The sequence below is a fragment of the Acetoanaerobium noterae genome (assembly GCF_900168025.1).
In the GTDB taxonomy this organism is placed as follows: domain Bacteria; phylum Bacillota; class Clostridia; order Peptostreptococcales; family Filifactoraceae; genus Acetoanaerobium; species Acetoanaerobium noterae.
Genome location: NZ_FUYN01000001.1, coordinates 338,823 through 355,973, shown reverse-complemented (window position 1 = coordinate 355,973; position 17,151 = coordinate 338,823). Strand labels below are relative to the sequence as shown.

The window sequence follows — 17,151 nt, the reverse complement described above, 5'->3', positions numbered from 1 at the left end:
TAGATATAGAAAAAGAATGGATGAGTGACTATGAGAAGATACTCTTTTGTTATATTCATTTGTATTTTTATTTCAGCAGTGTTTACCTTGGTATACCAAGAGCGAAGCTTTATAGAGTCAGAACCAATTGAGGTTTATCGGGAATATCAAATAGACCAAGTAGAAAAAAGACCAAATTACACTATGCTTTACTCAGGGGATTCAGCCATAATTCAGTATGAATATTCTAGCTTAGATTATACTGATAATATCCTGCCAGGTAGCGTAATTGCAGTTGAAGGAAAAGTAACTGCACTAAAAGGACATCCTCAAAGAGGATATGCAAACTATTTAAGGTCAAGAGGATACAATTATTTGATAAATGGAAACATTGATGATATAGTAAGCCATAAATCAAATTTTAGAACACTCATATACGAAATAAGAGAGTATTTAGGAAAATATATAGACTCGATTTACAGAGTAGATAGCCCTTTTGTAAAAGCTTTGGTTTATGGAGATAGAGCAGAGATGAATGAAAATGATACAGAGCTATTTTCTAAAACTGGAATTTCTCATCTCTTGGCAATATCTGGTTTTCACATTGGACTTCTAGCTTCTATGGCATTGATTCTGCTTAAAAAGTTACCAAGTAATATTAGATATTTTATAGTTTTGGGTTTTATTTTTATATATGTCATAATTACTGGAGCAAGACCCTCTGCCATAAGAGCTGGGATTTTCTATTTGATGTATATAGCTAGCATTTTTTATTGCAAGAGATATGATGTTATTAGCAGTGCGTTTTTACTTTCAAGCGTGCTAATAGCTTTGAATCCATATATTTTATACGATGCTGGCTTTACATTGTCCTTTATGGCTGTTATTTCAATAGGTATGTTTTACCAAAGTATTAATGCTACTTTTGAAAAGACAAAGATACTGCATAAATACATAGCTAACCTTACTAGCATGACAATATCCGCTCAAGTTTTAACTCTACCCCTTACATATTTTTATTTTCAGAGAATATCAATTATATCAATTTTTTCTAATTTAATAAGCGTACCACTAGTTACTTTAACCTATCCCTTTATGTTATCGTCTTTAGTGCTTTATAAGATACCGTTTTTAGGGAATCTACTTATGAGCATGGTTAAAAGCCTGAAATTTATTTTGTATTATTTCAATCAAAAGATATCAGCGTTTTCTTTGTCTTATATTGACTTTGAGGCATCAAATATTTATACTACAATAGTTGCCTATGTTCTAATATTTACATTCTACTTTATCTTTGCTATCTATACCTTAAAGGAGAACAAAAATGAATTACAAGGATTTGCTGAAAAATATTGACAATGAAAAGGATAAGGTCTATCTCATCTATGGAGAAGAGGCTTATCGTATAGATTCTATATTAGATTGTTTTAAGAATAAGCTAGAGCCAGCATTTAGAGATTTTAATCTAACTGTTATTGATGACAAGGTTATAGATATTGATAGGATAATAGAAAACTTTGAATCAGTGCCTTTTATGGATAAAAATAGAATAGTAGTGATAAAAAGTAGTGAGTTCTTCAAAACTGGGACTAAGGGGCTGGCTAAAGAAGATGAAAAAAAACTACTAGCCTATCTTGAAAATCCAGCGGAAACGACTATAGTTTTATTTTGCCCGCCAGAGGTAGATAAAAGATCTAGTTTATTTAAGCTGCTTAAAAAAAATCACTGTATTTTTGAAGCAAACAAGCTTGAGATGAATGAACTTAAATTATGGTGCAAAGCCGTTTTAAAGAAATCTAATACCATTATTAGCGATTTGGAATTGGAAAGCTTTATTGAAAAAACTGGTTATTATTATAAAGAGTCTGGGAAAAGTTTAAGAGATTTAGAAAATGAGCTAGTAAAAATTTCAGCTTTATATCAAAAGCAAGGGAAAATTACAATTCAAGATATAGATTTAGTAATTCTTCAAAATTTCGAGAATAATGTATTTAGATTGATTGAAGATACCTTTAGCGGAGATTTTAAAAAGGCTTTGATTGAATTCAATCATATAATTGACTCTGGAGAATCTGCTCTTATGATTTTAACTATGTTTGGAAAACAACTCTCTATGATAACGAAATACCATATATTAAAGGCCAAGGGATACAATGAAGCTTTGATAGCTCAGAAGCTATCAGTTCATCCATATGCTCTTAAAAAGGCGGGTATACACTCTCAAAAATTAAAGTACAAGGAAGCCTTGGTGCTATTAAACCTTTGCCTTGATACAGATTACAGGATTAAAAATGGTCAAATTAATGAGAGAATAGGTGTAGAGCTTATTCTTACGAAAATATGTCAGCGCATTAAGACAGAAAAACCATCTAAGGTCTTTGCTTAAAAAAATCAACAAAAAAAGGAAGACCTCAGTCATCCTTTATGTAAACTATTAAAACCCCAAGGTATATGGGGTTTTTATTTATGGTAAGCAAATACCTTAGTAAGCTTTACTATGTTAACGAACTAAAGCTGTCCTCTGAATTAGTTAGCTTTAGCAGCGTTTAATCTAGAAGCTAATTTTGATACTTTTCTAGCAGCAGCATTTTTATGAAGAGTTCCTTTAGCTGCGATTTGATGGATTTTCTTTTGAGCGTACTTGAAGTTTTCAGTAGCAGCTTCCATATTACCTTCAGCTAGAGCAGCCTCAAATCTTTTGATTGCTGTTTTTATTTGAGATTTTCTCATTCTGTTAATAAGAGTTTTCTTAGCAGTAACAGAAATTCTTTTCTTAGCAGACTTAATATTTGCCAATATATTCACCTCCTGTTTTTTGGATTCTTCCAATTGGTCAACAAAAAAGATTGTACCAAATAAGCGAGCAAAAGTAAAGGACAAAAAGCTTTATAACGTAAAAAAATTATTAATTTAAGTAGTTTCAGAAAGCTTTATGAGATAAATGTTAAAAATCATTATAATTCCACTTCAATTATAAAGGCGTTTCTGATAAGATAAAGCATATCCTAAAAATTTATTTACTCATCTTTATATATTATATAACGAAAAGAGAGATTTGTAACATAAAATTAACATTTAAATAAGAAAATTATTTTTAAGGAGGAAGAAGTAGTTGGATAGACAAAGCCGCACAAGAAATTTTAGTATCATTGCTCATATCGACCATGGAAAATCAACACTAGCTGATAGATTGATTGAAGATACAGGATTAGTACAATCAAGAGATATGAAGGCACAGCTTCTGGACAATATGGATTTGGAAAGAGAAAGAGGAATAACGATTAAACTGCAGTCGATTAGACTAGTTTACAAAGCAAAGGATGGAGAGGAATACTTTTTTAATTTAATTGATACTCCAGGTCACGTAGACTTTAACTACGAAGTATCTAGATCCCTTGCTGCCTGTGAAGGTGCTCTCCTTATAGTTGATGCAGCTCAGGGAGTTGAAGCCCAAACCCTAGCTAATGTCTACTTGGCACTTGACCAAGATTTGGAAATAGTACCTGTAATCAATAAGATAGACCTTCCTAGTGCTAGACCTGAGGAAATTAAGACGGAAATAGAGGATATTATAGGACTAGATGCATCTGAGGCTCCTCTTATTTCAGCAAAAGACGGGACTAATATAGATCAGGTTCTAGAGGCGATAGTACATAAGGTACCAGCACCAAAAGGCGATATTGATGCACCACTTAAGGCTCTTATATTCGACTCGTATTACGATTCATACAAAGGAGTAATTTCTTACGTAAGAGTATTTGAAGGCAAAGTGAAAAAAGGCGATAGAATAAAGATGATGAATACAAAAAAGGTATTCGAGGTTACAGAAGTTGGAGTTGTTTCTCCTACTCATATTCCAGTAGAGGATTTAGTAGCTGGAGATGTAGGATATATAGCAGCTTCTGTTAAGGATATCAGAAGCTCTAGGGTTGGAGATACTATCACCTTGGCTGATAACCCAACAGAGCATCCTCTTCCAGGATATAAAAAAGCTACCCCTATGGTTTATTGTGGGATTTACCCTGCTGAAGGGGAAAAATATGAAAATGTAAGAGATGCATTAGAAAAGCTTCAAGTAAATGATGCAGCTCTAGAATTTGAAGCAGAAACCTCTGCAGCTTTAGGTTTTGGATTTAGATGTGGATTCCTTGGCCTTCTTCATATGGAAATAATTCAAGAAAGATTAGAAAGAGAATTTGACTTAAATATGATTACTACGGCTCCATCTGTATTATTTAGAGTAATAAAAACTGATGGGGAAGTACTCATGATACAAAATCCTACTAATCTCCCTCCAGTTCAGGAGATTGACCATATAGAAGAGCCTATAGTAAAGGCGAATATAATTGTACCTACGGATTATGTTGGACCTGTAATGGAGCTTGCTCAGGAAAGAAGAGGCAATATGCTCAATATGGAGTATCTAGACACCAAAAGAGTTACACTTCACTATGAGATTCCATTAAACGAAGTTGTATATGACTTCTTCGATTCATTAAAATCAAGAACAAAGGGTTATGGCTCATTAGATTATGAATTTAAAGAGTATAAAGAAGCAAAATTAGTTAAGCTTGATATTCTAATCAACAGAGAGCAAGTGGATGCACTTTCATTTATAGTTCACGAAAGTACTGCCCAAACTAGAGGAAGAGTAATGTGTGAAAAGCTAAAGGACGAGATTCCAAAGCATCAGTTCCCAGTGCCTATACAAGCAGCAATAGGAACTAAGGTAGTAGCAAGAGAAACGATAAGTGCATATAGAAAAGACGTACTTGCGAAATGCTACGGTGGAGATATAAGCCGTAAGCGTAAGCTACTTGAAAAACAAAAAGAGGGTAAGAAAAGAATGAGACAAATTGGGAATGTAGAGGTTCCTCAAAAGGCATTTATGTCAGTTCTTAAGCTAGATAAATAAATTCAATAATTATTTTTTAGTGGAAAGCGCTTCTGATAAAGGGAGCGTTTTTTTTCGTCTAATAATTTAGTGTTTATGAATTCTAGTAGATTCATAGTAAGGCATTGCTCTTTTTATAATATTGAAAAATAAAGACTATAGTGATATATTGTTTACAGATGACAAGACAGCAGGAAAGTCACTGGCATATTTTAAATATCAAATTTATAAAAGGAAGGCGAACCATGAAAGAAAACATACTTGAGCTAATAAAAAAACAGAAGCTTGAAGAGGATTGTGTAATTTTGGCGCATCATTATCAAATGCCTGAAATCAAGCAGGTAGCTGATTACATAGGAGATTCATATTATTTGAGTGCTTTGATAAGTAAGCTTAAAACACCTAAGATTTATTTCTGCGGAGTTAGATTTATGGCTGAAACAGCTAAAATATTATCGCCAGATAAAACAGTAATACTTGCTAATCCTGATGCTGGTTGTCCTATGGCCGATATGGTTTCACTTGATGACTTGATTGAGTTTAAGGAAAATAATCCCAACCATCTTATTGTTTCCTATGTAAATACAAGTGCTGATATAAAAGCTCAAAGCGATATTTGTGTTACATCTTCCGTAGCTCTTAATATAATGAACACTGTAAAGGATAAAGAAATTTTATTTTTGCCAGATAGAAATTTAGGGAGATATATCAAGGAGAAGACTAAAAATGAAAATGTTACTCTTTGGGAGGGCTTTTGTCCAATTCATGAAAGAGCAGAGCTAGAGGATATGAATGCTTTAAAATCTAAGCAGCCCGATGCTGTGGTGCTTATTCATCCAGAATGCAAATGGGAGCTGGTGGAGCAAGCAGATTTCGTAGGTTCCACAACTGAAATTATGGATTTTGTAAGTAAATCTGACAAATCAAAATTTATTATAGGCACGGAGCTAGGTGTGCTTGAGTCTTTACAGAAGCAGCATCCTGAAAAAGAATTTTTCTTGTTATACGATGAATTTGTATGTAAAAATATGAAAAAAACAACTGCTCAAGATTTACTTAATGCTATGCAAGGAAAAGGTGGAGAAGCAATAAAGCTAGATGAAGATGTTATGGTGAAAGCTTCTAAAAGTCTTTATGAAATGATTAAAAGGAGTTCGAAATGAAATACGATGTTTTGATTATTGGAGCTGGAATAGCAGGACTTTATACAGCTTTGTCACTTCCTTCAAACCTAAAAGTGCTAGTCCTATCAAAGGATGAGATAAATAATTGTAACACTTATAGAGCGCAAGGTGGTATAGCTTGCGTTTGGGATGAAGATGATGATTTTGAAATCCATATGGAAGATAGTCTTAAGGCTGGAAATGGAAAAAATAATAAAAAAATGCTAGAAATTATGGTTAGTGAAGGACCGGAAAATATCCAGAACTTAATTGATTATGGTGTGGATTTTGATAAAAACGAAAGAGGGTATGATCTGACGTTAGAAGGAGGACATACAAAAAGAAGGATACTGCACTATAAGGACACTACTGGAAAAAGAGTTATTGAAGTGTTGGCTCAAAATGCTTTTAAGAAAAATAATATAGAAATTAATGAAAGAACTATGGCAGTGGATATTGCCAAATCCAGGAATGGCTTTTTAACCACTGTTTTAGATGAAAATGAGGAGCCTATGTACATAGAATCAGATTTTACTGTGATTGCCTCTGGAGGCATAGGAAGGCTCTATAAATATACTACGAATGCATCTATCGCTAGTGGAGATGGAATAACTCTAGCTAGTAAAGCCGGAGCAAAGCTAAAGCATATGGATTTGATTCAATTTCATCCTACAGGACTATATGAAAACAGCGGGGATAGATTTCTTATTTCTGAATCGGTTAGAGGAGAAGGGGGAATCTTAAGAAATAACAAAAAAGAAGCCTTTATGCATTTATATCATGAAATGGCTGATCTAGCTCCTAGAGATGTAGTATCAAAATCAATGCTTAAGGAAATGAAAAATTCTAATTCAAACTATTTATATTTAGATGTAACAGCAAAGCCTAAAGAGTACCTAGAAAATAGATTTCCACATATATATAAAAGCTGTAAAAACAGAAAGCTAAGCATGGAAAAGGATTTTATTCCAGTAAGTCCCTGCCAGCATTACTTTATGGGAGGGATTGAAGTAGATGAATTTGGAAGTACAACTGTAGATAACCTGTATGCGACTGGAGAATGTGCTTGTACTGAAGTTCATGGCAATAATAGATTAGCAAGTAATTCGTTATTAGAAGCCTTAGTATTTTCAAAAAGAGTGGCTAAATCTATTGAAGGCAAGTACAGCAGATTAGAAAATACAGACATAAAATCTAATATTAAAGTAGAGGCTAGGATTCATGATAATTATGGTTTACAAGGCTTAAGCTATAATGAAAAAAAACATTTAGAATTAAGTGAAATAGAAAGCTTAAAAAATAAAGTTCGAGAGATAATGCAAAATAGCTTTTTTGTAAATTTTAATATTGATTATGCGGAAAAAAATATTGAAGCTATTAATGAGCTTAAGTTTGAATTAAATTTATATAAAAATAATAATAAAAATTTCTATGAGCTTGTATCATTAGCAGAAGTATCCAATATTATTTTAAAGGAGAAATTAAAAAATGCTAGAGTTTCAAATTGATCAACTGGTTAAAATGTGGCTAGAGGAAGATATTAATAATATTGACCTTGCTAGTAGTGTGATTTTTGATGAGGAGCATAAAAGTAAGGGTAAGTTTATGGCTAAGGAAGATGGAGTAATTTGCGGGTGGGATATAGTAAGAAGAGTTTTTGAGCTTCTTAAGTATGAAGGTGAGCTGAAGGTTTTAAAATCAGATGGGGCAAGCGTTCTAAAGGGTGAATGCATAGCTGAGCTTTATGGCCGGACAAAATCTCTTTTGATGGGCGAAAGAGTTGCTCTTAATATCTTGTCTCATCTTAGTGGGATTTCAACTAAAACAAATAAGGCAGTAAGCGTGCTTTCTAGAGGAAATACAAAGCTTTTAGATACGAGAAAAACAACGCCAGGGCTTAGAATACTCGAAAAATATGCTGTTAGGACTGGTGGTGGAGTAAACCACAGATACAATCTTTCGCAAGCTGTAATGATTAAGGATAATCATATAAAGGCATCTGGAGGCATAACAAATGCCTATGATAAAGTAAAATCTAAGTCAGGACCAATGACAGCTATAGAAATAGAGGTTAAAAATATTGAAGAGCTAAAAGAAGCTATTATGCTTAAGCCAAACTTAATACTACTTGATAATATGAATGATAATCAGCTTAGAGAGTGCGTAAACTTATGCAATGGTTTAGTGCCGCTTGAAGCTTCAGGAAATATGACCTTAGAGCGCCTAGACGAAATTAAAGACATAGGCCTTGATTATATATCGATGGGGGAGCTGACTCATTCAGTCAAAGCGCTTGATATATCGATGAAATTAATATAGAAAAATTATAAGTCCAGTTTAAGCTAAAATGTACAAATTAATTCTTACATTTTAGCTTAAACTGGACTTTTTTTAATTAAACTTTCTAATTTACTACTTTTTATGTAAAATAATAACACTAGATTCATAAGCTTCATTTTAAACTTAATTACTTTCTTCTTTTCAAATTTAGACTTTTTTGGTACAATTAAATGTAATATCTATATATTCTAAAAAAACGATATAAGAGGTGAGCTATGAACAAAAATATTAAGATTTTGGTAATAGTCCTTGTAATAGGAGCGTTGGCAGCTATTTATTTCAATAAAAATCTCTCAGATTCAAGTGGAAATACTCAAACAGATAAATCTGAGATAAATGCTACACAAACTGAGGAAAGCTATGAAACGACAACAAATGAATACTATGATTTAGCAATAGAAAATGGTTACCCTACATTTTTAGAATTTACAACTTCAACTTGCCCAGCCTGTAAGTATATGGAGCCTACAATAGAAGAAGCCAAGATAAAATTTAAAGGGAAAGCAAACGTAGTTGTTGTAAATTTAGATCTTCAGGAAAATGCTCATTTGGCGATGGCGTATAATGTAAGAGTAGTTCCTACCTTAGTGTTTTTAGATAATGATGCAGTAATTAAATCGAGAACTGAAGGTGTAACTACACTTGATGATATAGAAAAAATGCTTAAAGAAGCAGGTATGCAGTAATGGATGCTGTACTTCAAATGTTTTCTGCATTTATGCTAGAGCATATCTATATGGCTGTTCCGATAGCTTTTTTAGCGGGTGTCATATCAGCTTTTAGTCCGTGTGTACTCACAACAATTCCTTTGGTTATAGGATATATGGGTAATAGTAAAATATCGGATAGAAAAAAAGGGCTATTATATTCTCTGGTATTTACTTTAGGTTTAAGTATCACATTTATTGCATTAGGATTTTTGACAGCTTATGTAGGAATGATTTTTTCTGGATATGGGAAGCTTATATATCTAGTGCTAGCCTTTATTATGATAGGAAGTAGTTTGAATATACTTGGGATTATAAATTTCAAAAAACAGGAAAATGCTTGTAGTATAGAAGAAAAGCCTGTGAGAAAAGGCTTGTTTGGCATATTTACCTTAGGTTTATTTGGTGGATTTGCAGCTTCGCCTTGTGCTACTCCTGTACTTGCAGCTATTCTTTCTTTTGTAGCAAGCAGAGGAAATCCAGTGCTAGGAGTTTTTATGCTGATGGCTTACAGCATAGGAAATAGTATACTTGTGATTCTTGCTGGAGTTTCGGTATCTACTTTAAATAGCCTTGTTACACAGCCCAAATATATAAAGCTTGCGAACAATTTAAAAAATATTTTGGCTGTTTTTATATTATTTGCTGGATTATATGTGTTTTACCTAGCAGTATAGTTAATTAAGTATATGACTATAGATAAATAGCAGTCAATAATTTCATTTTTATACTATAAGATGTATTGTATTAAACAAAAAGGAAGTTGCTCTCAGTTACTACAAAAGCACTTCCTTTTTTGTTTAATATAAAAATTTTAGTTTAAGATAATAATGTTAAAAAAGCATAATTACTAAGCTCAAAGCCTTTTAATGTAAGACTTACTTTGGAAGCATCATAAATTAAAAGACCTTCATTTAAGAGTTTATCTAATTTGGGCTTGTAACTTGCTAAAAAATTTATGCTAAATCTTGAATTTATATCTTCAAAATTAATGCCTTCCTTCATTCGGAGCCTTAAAAATATCCATTCTTCAAAGGCCATAGTATCATCAATGAGCTCTGTGCTTTCTATTGGCAAACTATTTTTTGATAGTAAATCGATGTATTCTTCTATGCTACTGGTATTAGAATATCTGCTGTTATCGAAAAAAGAATGTGAAGAAACTCCAAAACCCAAATAAGGCTTGACTTTCCAGTAAGTTATATTGTGGCTACACTTTCTGCCCGCAAGAGCAAAATTGGATATTTCATAATGCTCATAGCCAGCTGATGTAAGCATATTTACGGCTAACTCATACATGTTTATATCCTCATCCTCGGTTGGAAAGGTTATCTTGTTTTCCTTATGAAGCTTATATAGCGCAGTACCTTCTTCTAATATAAGAGAGTAGCAGGATATATGATCTGGCTTTAAAGCTAATACTTTTTGAATGGAGGTTTTAAAGGATTCAATAGTTTGATTTGCAATGGCATACATCAAATCTATGTTAATATTACTAATTCCGTGGGCTTTGAGAATATCTATAGATTCTTCAAGATCTTTGAAGCTATGAATTCGGTTTAGTACCTTAAGCTCTATTTCATTTGCTGACTGAAGTCCAAGGCTAACTCTATTGATACCATATTGCTTCATGGCGATAGCTTTTTTTGAAGTAATAGTTTTAGGATTTGCTTCTATAGTATATTCTATATTATTTGAATTGCAATTTAGCTGTAGTATTTCATCTATGCTTTTAATCAGAAGTTCAAATAAATTGTCGCTTAAGCTAGTGGGTGTGCCACCGCCTATGAATATAGTTGAGATTTGATTTTTATCAATTGTAGATTTATACAATAGTAGCTCTTTTAATAAAGCATTTATATAGGGCTCATGAAAAGCAGTGGAATTTGCGAAGGAAACAAAATCACAATAAGAGCATTTGCTAAGACAAAATGGAATATGAAAATATAGACTTAATTTTTCTTTTTCTGGATAATTCATAATTTATTACTCCTCTTTGGTAAAGCTTATTTTAACTTGATATATTATACTCTACAGTATCCAAATAAAAAATAAAATAAATATTAGAAAAATAAATATTAAGATGTTGACAACTCAAAACAGAATAGTTATTATATATTTAGAGTTAGCACTCGAACATAATGAGTGCTAACAAATAAACCAATAATTATTTAATATAGATGTATTTGTTTGATAAAACGAGGTGACAGTATGGCGTCAAACTTAGAGTTGAGCGATAGAAAGCTTAGAATATTACAGTTTATAATTCAAGAATATATAGAGACGGCTGAACCCGTAGGCTCTAGGACTATTTCAAAAAATAAAACATTAGGCGTAAGTGCTGCTACTATAAGAAATGAAATGGCAGACCTTGAAGAAATGGGATTATTATTACAGCCTCATACTTCAGCTGGAAGAATTCCTTCCCATGATGCTTATAGACTGTATGTAGACAAGTTAATGGGTGTTATTGGACTTAATAAAAAAGAAAAGGATGAAATCGAAGGAGCACTTGTTGGGAATATAGAGCAGATACAAGAACTACTTGAGGATTCCTTAGCTCTGCTGACCCAGATAACAAACTATACATCTGTAGCTATCTCACAAAAAGTAGAAAAATCTAAAAAGATAAAGCAATTAAATTTAGTTCATATCGATTCTATGACTGCTGTTTTAATAATGGTTATGGAAGATGGGACTGTGAGAAATAGCAAGTTTAAATTAAGTGTTCCAGTTTCTGAAGAGAAGCTTGAGCTCATATCAAGGACATTAAATGACAATATAAGAGGCAAAATAATTGAAGACTTTGATATGAATTTTATTAATTATATTAAGCATCAAATCAAGGAGTACAATAAGATTTTTGACGATATGTTTACGGTTATGAAATCGAACATGGATAAAAATCTTTCTTTTAATGTACTACTAAATGGAGCTACTAATATTTTTAATTTCCCTGAATTTAGTGATATAGGCAAAGCAAAATCTTTTTTAAATCTTTTAGAGCAGAAAAACGAAGTAGCTAGCCTGCTAGAAGAAAAGGGAATACGAAAAGGCAATGTAAATATAATAATAGGCGATGACTCGATTGATGATGTACTGGGAAGCTGCTCGATTATCACAACAGAGTATGAATACAAAGGAAAAACAATCGGGAAGCTTGGAATAATCGGACCAAAGAGGATGGATTATGACAGAGCTTATTCTGTCATGAATTATATTACTAAACGCCTTAATAAACTTATGAACAATACTTAAATATAGATAGAGGTTATAAGAAAGGAGGATTTGAATTGTCACTTAATGACGAAGTCTTAAAAGAAGATAAAGACACCATAGAGGAAGGACAAGAAAATACAAATACAATGCAAAAGGAGCAGGAAATGACTCAGGATGATATCAGAGAGGTTGATGAACAAGAAGACTTGATAAATGAAGAAGAATCGGCTGAAACAGCTCAAATAGAAAAACTTCAGCAAGAAATTGAAGAAATGAAAGCACTTGCCCAAAGAACTCAGGCAGATTTTATGAACTACAAAAAAAGAGTTGAAAAAGAAAAAAGTGAGCTAACAGTATTTGCAAATGAAAAAATAGTAACTGAGATGCTTACAATTGTAGATAATTTCGAGCGTGCTTTACAAAGTGAAAAAGAAAATTCAGAAACAGCTTTTTTTAAAGGTGTAGAATTAATACTAAAGCAGCTTATGGATACTCTTTATAAATTTGGTTTAGAAGAGATTGATGCTTTGAACCAAGATTTTGATCCTAATTTCCATCATGCAGTAATCCAGGAAGAAGCAGATGAACCTGACAAGGTAATCGATGTGCTTCAAAAAGGATATAAGCTAAAGGATAAGGTAATAAGACCATCAATGGTAAAGGTTAGTAAATAGAAGCTATAAAAATACTTTGTTAAATCAGTAATAGCGATAAAAATTTACGAAATATATTGAGGAGGAAATAATAATGGCAAAAACAATAGGTATAGATTTAGGAACAACAAACTCATGTGTATCAGTTATGGAAGGTGGAGAACCAGTTGTAATTCCAAATGCTGAGGGAATGCGTACGACTCCATCTGTGGTTGCTTTTTCAAAGGATGGAGAAAGAATAGTTGGAGAGCCAGCTAAAAGACAAGCTGTTACAAATCCAGATAGAACTATTGCATCTATCAAAAGAGAAATGGGAAGAGACCATAAGGTTACAATAGATGGAAAAGACTACTCTCCACAAGAGATTTCAGCGATTATTCTTCAAAAATTAAAATCAGATGCTGAGGCATATCTAGGAGATACTGTAACTGAAGCAGTAATTACTGTTCCAGCATACTTTACAGATGCACAAAGACAAGCTACTAAGGATGCCGGAAAAATAGCAGGACTTAATGTCAAAAGAATTATTAACGAGCCTACAGCTGCTTCACTAGCTTATGGACTTGATAAAACTGACCATGAAGAAAAAATACTAGTATTTGACCTTGGTGGAGGAACATTTGACGTATCTATTCTAGAAATCGGAGATGGAACCTTTGAAGTTTTATCGACTAGCGGAAACAATCAACTAGGTGGAGACGATTTTGATGAAGTTTTAGTAAACTATATAGCAGATGAATTTAAAAAGACTGAAGGTGTTGATTTAAGACAAGATAAAATGAGCCATCAAAGACTTAAGGATGCTGCAGAAAAAGCTAAAAAAGAGCTTTCATCTACTTTAAACACAAATGTAAATCTTCCGTTTATCACAGCAACTGCAGAAGGACCTAAGCACCTTAATATGGACATCACTAGAGCTAAATTTGAAGAGCTTACAGCATTCTTAGTAGAAAAAACTATGGAGCCAACTAGAAAAGCTCTTGCTGACTCAGGCTTATCTATATCAGAAATTGATAAAGTAATCTTAGTTGGAGGATCGACTAGAATTCCAGCTGTTCAAGAAGCAATTAAGAAATTTACTGGAAAAGAGCCTCATAAAGGAATTAATCCTGACGAGTGTGTGGCAATAGGCGCGGCTATTCAAGCTGGAGTACTTGCTGGAGATGTTAAAGATGTTTTATTACTTGATGTAACACCTTTATCACTAGGGATAGAGACTTTAGGTGGAGTATTTACTAAAATAATTGAAAGAAATACAACTATTCCTACAAAAAAATCTCAAGTATTTTCTACAGCAGCAGACAATCAAACTGCAGTAGATATACACGTTCTTCAAGGAGAGCGTTCTATGGCAGCAGATAATGTTACTTTAGGTAGATTCCAGCTTATGGATATACCAGCGGCTCCAAGAGGAATTCCTCAAATTGAAGTTACTTTTGATATAGATTCAAATGGTATAGTTCATGTTGGAGCGAAAGATTTAGGAACAGGCAAAGAGCAAAAAATTACTATTACTTCAAGTACTAATCTTTCAGATGAAGAAATAAACAAAAAAGTTAAAGAAGCAGAAATGCATGCTGAAGAAGATAAAAAGAAAAAAGAAAAAATGGAAGCACTTAACCAAGCAGAATCTACAATCTATCAAACTGAAAAAACTATAAAAGATATGGGAGACAAAGTTTCTGCAGCGGAAAAAGAAGCAGTAGAAGCTGCGATTGCTGGATTAAAAGAAGTGAAAGACAAAGCTGATGCGACAGGTGAACAAATCAGAGCAGAAATTGATAAAGTAATGCAAGCAATCCATCCAATTTCACAAAAAATGTATGAGCAGGCTCAGGCAGAGGCTCAGGCTCAGCAAGGAGCAGAGCAACAATCTCAGGCTGGGGACGATGTAGTTGATGCTGATTATGAAGTGGTTGACGAAGACAAATAAAAAGATTAGACTAAATAGCAGACAAAAGAAATTATAGCTTGCAATATTGCAAGCTATAATTTTGTAGCTTAAATATAAAATAGTCGAAACTATAACTATAAATCAGTGATTAATAGGCGGTGAAAGTGTGGAAAAGCGTGATTATTATGAGGTGCTTGGTATCTCAAAAGATGCTTCAGAACAAGAAATAAAAAAAGCATATAGAAAAATGGCAATGAAATATCACCCTGATAAGAACCAAGGGGATAAAGATTCAGAAGAGCATTTTAAAGAAGTAAATGAGGCATACGAAGTTCTTTCAGACCCTCAAAAAAGAAGAACTTATGACCAATTTGGTCATGCTGGCTTCTCAGGTGGAGGCTTTGGACAGGGAGGCTTCTCAGGTGGACAAGGCTTTGGTGGCTTTGAAGATATTTTTGGAGATATTTTTGGAGACATGTTTGGTGGAGGCTTTGGTGGTGCAGGAAGAAGCTCTAGAAAGACAGGACCAAGAAAAGGCGCTGATATGAGACTAAGAATGGAGCTAAAGTTTGAGGAAGCTGCATTTGGAATAGAAAGAGAAATATCACTTCAAAGAGAAGAAGAGTGTGACACCTGTCATGGAAGTGGAGCAAAGCCAGGAACGAGTACTACTACTTGTCCTACTTGTAATGGAACAGGAGAGGTAAGACAAACTACAAGAACTCCTTTTGGCAATATGATTAACGTAGCTCCATGTCCTAACTGTCAAGGAGCAGGTACCATTATAGAACATAAATGTGAAACCTGCTACGGTCAAGGAAGAGTCAAAAAAGCTAAGAAAATCAATGTTAAAATTCCAGCAGGTGTAGATGATGGTGCAACTATTAAAATGTCTGGAGAGGGACAACTAGGCTACAAGGGTGGTCCTAGGGGAGATTTATATATAATCATAAATGTAATCCCTCATAAGCTTTTTGAAAGAGACGGCTACAATGTTTATCTTGAAATGCCGATAACATTTGTGCAGGCAGCACTAGGCGATGAAGTAGAAGTACCGACTTTAGATGGCAAAGTAAAATATAAAATACCTGAAGGAACTCAGTCAGGAACGGTATTTAGGCTTAGAGGCAAGGGGATCCCACATCTAAGAAGCACTCAAAGAGGAGACCAGCTAGTTAAGGTATCTGTTGAAGTTCCTAAGAAATTATCAGAAAAACAAAAAGATTTACTGAGAGACTTTGCTAAAGAAACTGGAACAGAGGTTAATGAGCAAAGCAGAAATTTTTTTGATAAAGTGAGAGATATTTTTAAGTAATTTTTTTAATTATGCCAGACTTTTCTCAGGAGGAAAACAATGAAATGGACTGAAATAAAAGTAAAAACTACAACAGAAGCTGTTGAAGCAGTTGCAAATATTTTTTATGAAATAGGCGCACAAGGTGTTGTAATAGAAGATCCTAATGATTTTTTATATCAGCAAAAAGATGAGCTTTCTTGGGACTATATTGAAGAAGAAGTATTTTTTAATGGTTATGAAGGAGCTATAGTTAAGGCTTATCTTTCTGAAGAAGAAAATGTTCTGGCAAAAATAGAATCAATTAGAGAGAGCGTTAATAATCTTCCTAGCTTTGGGATAAATATAGGCGATGGAATTGTTGAGCTTGAAGAAGTGAATCAGCAGGACTGGGAAAATGCTTGGAAACAATATTATAAGCCTGTCAAGGTATCGGATAAGATAGTAATTAAGCCTACATGGGAAGAATACAATGCAAAGCTAAATGAGTTAGTTATTGAGCTTGATCCAGGAATGGCTTTTGGAACAGGTACACATGAAACAACGAATATGTGCATCCAGGCTTTAGAAAGACATATAGATTCAAATTGTAGCGTGCTAGATATAGGCTGCGGAAGTGGAATTTTATCTATAGCTGCAGCTAAACTCGGAGCAGACAGAGTCTTAGGCGTAGATTTAGATCCAGTAGCTGTAAAGGTGTCAAAAGAAAATATAGAGCAGAATAATCTACTTGGCTTTGTAGAAATAAGACATGGAAATCTTATGGACGTTGTAACTGAAAAAGCAGATATCGTAGTTGCAAATATAATTGCTGATATAGTTATTAAGCTTGCTGATGAGGTTGCTAACTACATGAAGGAAGATGGACTTTTTATTTCATCAGGGATAATAATGCCAAGACTCGAAGAAGTTAAAAAAGCAATAGAGGATAAAGGCTTTGAAATATTGGAAGTTAATACTCAAGGCGAGTGGGCATGCATCACAGCTAAGACTTTATAGGTGATTTAA

General features: G+C 33.4%; 15 protein-coding genes. 13 read left to right on the top strand and 2 right to left on the bottom strand.

The annotated features are described in order from the left end of the window. Positions 1 to 30 precede the first annotated feature (30 nt). Positions 31 to 1,335 carry a ComEC/Rec2 family competence protein gene (locus B5X47_RS01765; protein WP_079588504.1) on the top strand — a complete coding sequence of 435 codons (1,305 nt, stop codon included), beginning with the start codon at positions 31 to 33 and terminating at the stop codon, positions 1,333 to 1,335. Next, positions 1,304 to 2,365 carry a DNA polymerase III subunit delta gene (gene holA / locus B5X47_RS01760; RefSeq protein ID WP_079588503.1) on the top strand — a complete coding sequence of 354 codons (1,062 nt, stop codon included), beginning with the start codon at positions 1,304 to 1,306 and terminating at the stop codon, positions 2,363 to 2,365. The genes B5X47_RS01765 and holA overlap by 32 nt, the downstream gene beginning before the upstream one ends. A 140-nt stretch (positions 2,366 to 2,505) precedes the next feature. On the opposite strand, the gene rpsT is transcribed toward holA, so the two are convergent. After that, entirely contained in the window at positions 2,506 to 2,775 is a 270-nt protein-coding gene (rpsT, locus tag B5X47_RS01755; RefSeq protein WP_013362016.1) for a 30S ribosomal protein S20, read from the bottom strand. Between the two features lie 316 nt (positions 2,776 to 3,091). On the opposite strand from rpsT, the gene lepA reads away from it, so the two are divergent. The 6 genes from lepA to B5X47_RS01725 all read left to right on the top strand — a co-directional run bounded on the left by lepA (position 3,092) and on the right by B5X47_RS01725 (position 9,760). Then, positions 3,092 to 4,894 (top strand): translation elongation factor 4, encoded by a 1,803-nt coding sequence (gene lepA, locus B5X47_RS01750; RefSeq protein WP_079588502.1) that lies wholly within the window; start codon positions 3,092 to 3,094, stop codon positions 4,892 to 4,894. 224 nt (positions 4,895 to 5,118) lie between these two features. Beyond that, a complete protein-coding gene (gene nadA / locus B5X47_RS01745; RefSeq protein ID WP_079588501.1) occupies positions 5,119 to 6,036 on the top strand; it encodes a quinolinate synthase NadA in 918 nt (305 codons plus the stop codon). Then, the gene (locus B5X47_RS01740; RefSeq protein WP_079588500.1) at positions 6,033 to 7,544 is read left to right on the top strand and encodes an L-aspartate oxidase; all 1,512 of its coding nucleotides are present in this window, start codon (positions 6,033 to 6,035) and stop codon (positions 7,542 to 7,544) included. Before nadA ends, B5X47_RS01740 begins: the two co-directional genes overlap by 4 nt. After that, positions 7,525 to 8,355, top strand: a complete 831-nt coding sequence (nadC, locus tag B5X47_RS01735; protein WP_242950982.1) for a carboxylating nicotinate-nucleotide diphosphorylase — start codon at positions 7,525 to 7,527, stop codon at positions 8,353 to 8,355. Before B5X47_RS01740 ends, nadC begins: the two co-directional genes overlap by 20 nt. A gap of 236 nt (positions 8,356 to 8,591) precedes the next feature. Then, positions 8,592 to 9,062 carry a thioredoxin family protein gene (locus B5X47_RS01730; RefSeq protein ID WP_079588499.1) on the top strand — a complete coding sequence of 157 codons (471 nt, stop codon included), beginning with the start codon at positions 8,592 to 8,594 and terminating at the stop codon, positions 9,060 to 9,062. Next, positions 9,062 to 9,760, top strand: coding sequence for a cytochrome c biogenesis CcdA family protein (locus tag B5X47_RS01725; RefSeq protein WP_079588498.1), 699 nt, complete (start codon positions 9,062 to 9,064; stop codon positions 9,758 to 9,760). Before B5X47_RS01730 ends, B5X47_RS01725 begins: the two co-directional genes overlap by 1 nt. 142 nt (positions 9,761 to 9,902) lie before the next feature. On the opposite strand, the gene hemW is transcribed toward B5X47_RS01725, so the two are convergent. Next, positions 9,903 to 11,063, bottom strand: a complete 1,161-nt coding sequence (gene hemW, locus B5X47_RS01720; protein WP_079588497.1) for a radical SAM family heme chaperone HemW — start codon at positions 11,061 to 11,063, stop codon at positions 9,903 to 9,905. Between the two features lie 231 nt (positions 11,064 to 11,294). Here hemW and hrcA point away from each other — a divergent pair, with 231 nt between their 5' ends. The 5 genes from hrcA (at position 11,295) to prmA (ending at position 17,142) form a co-directional block, all read left to right on the top strand. Further along, entirely contained in the window at positions 11,295 to 12,341 is a 1,047-nt protein-coding gene (gene hrcA, locus B5X47_RS01715; RefSeq protein ID WP_013362007.1) for a heat-inducible transcriptional repressor HrcA, read from the top strand. A gap of 35 nt (positions 12,342 to 12,376) precedes the next feature. Then, on the top strand, positions 12,377 to 12,976 hold the full coding sequence (grpE, locus tag B5X47_RS01710; RefSeq protein WP_079588496.1) for a nucleotide exchange factor GrpE: 600 nt from the start codon (positions 12,377 to 12,379) through the stop codon (positions 12,974 to 12,976). 73 nt (positions 12,977 to 13,049) lie between these two features. Then, positions 13,050 to 14,888 carry a molecular chaperone DnaK gene (gene dnaK, locus B5X47_RS01705; RefSeq protein ID WP_079588495.1) on the top strand — a complete coding sequence of 613 codons (1,839 nt, stop codon included), beginning with the start codon at positions 13,050 to 13,052 and terminating at the stop codon, positions 14,886 to 14,888. Positions 14,889 to 15,015: 127 nt separating this feature from the next. Then, positions 15,016 to 16,164, top strand: a complete 1,149-nt coding sequence (dnaJ, locus tag B5X47_RS01700; protein ID WP_079588494.1) for a molecular chaperone DnaJ — start codon at positions 15,016 to 15,018, stop codon at positions 16,162 to 16,164. Between the two features lie 39 nt (positions 16,165 to 16,203). Continuing rightward, complete coding sequence (prmA, locus tag B5X47_RS01695; RefSeq protein WP_079588493.1) at positions 16,204 to 17,142, top strand: 50S ribosomal protein L11 methyltransferase; 939 nt, start codon at positions 16,204 to 16,206, stop codon at positions 17,140 to 17,142. Positions 17,143 to 17,151 lie beyond the last annotated feature (9 nt).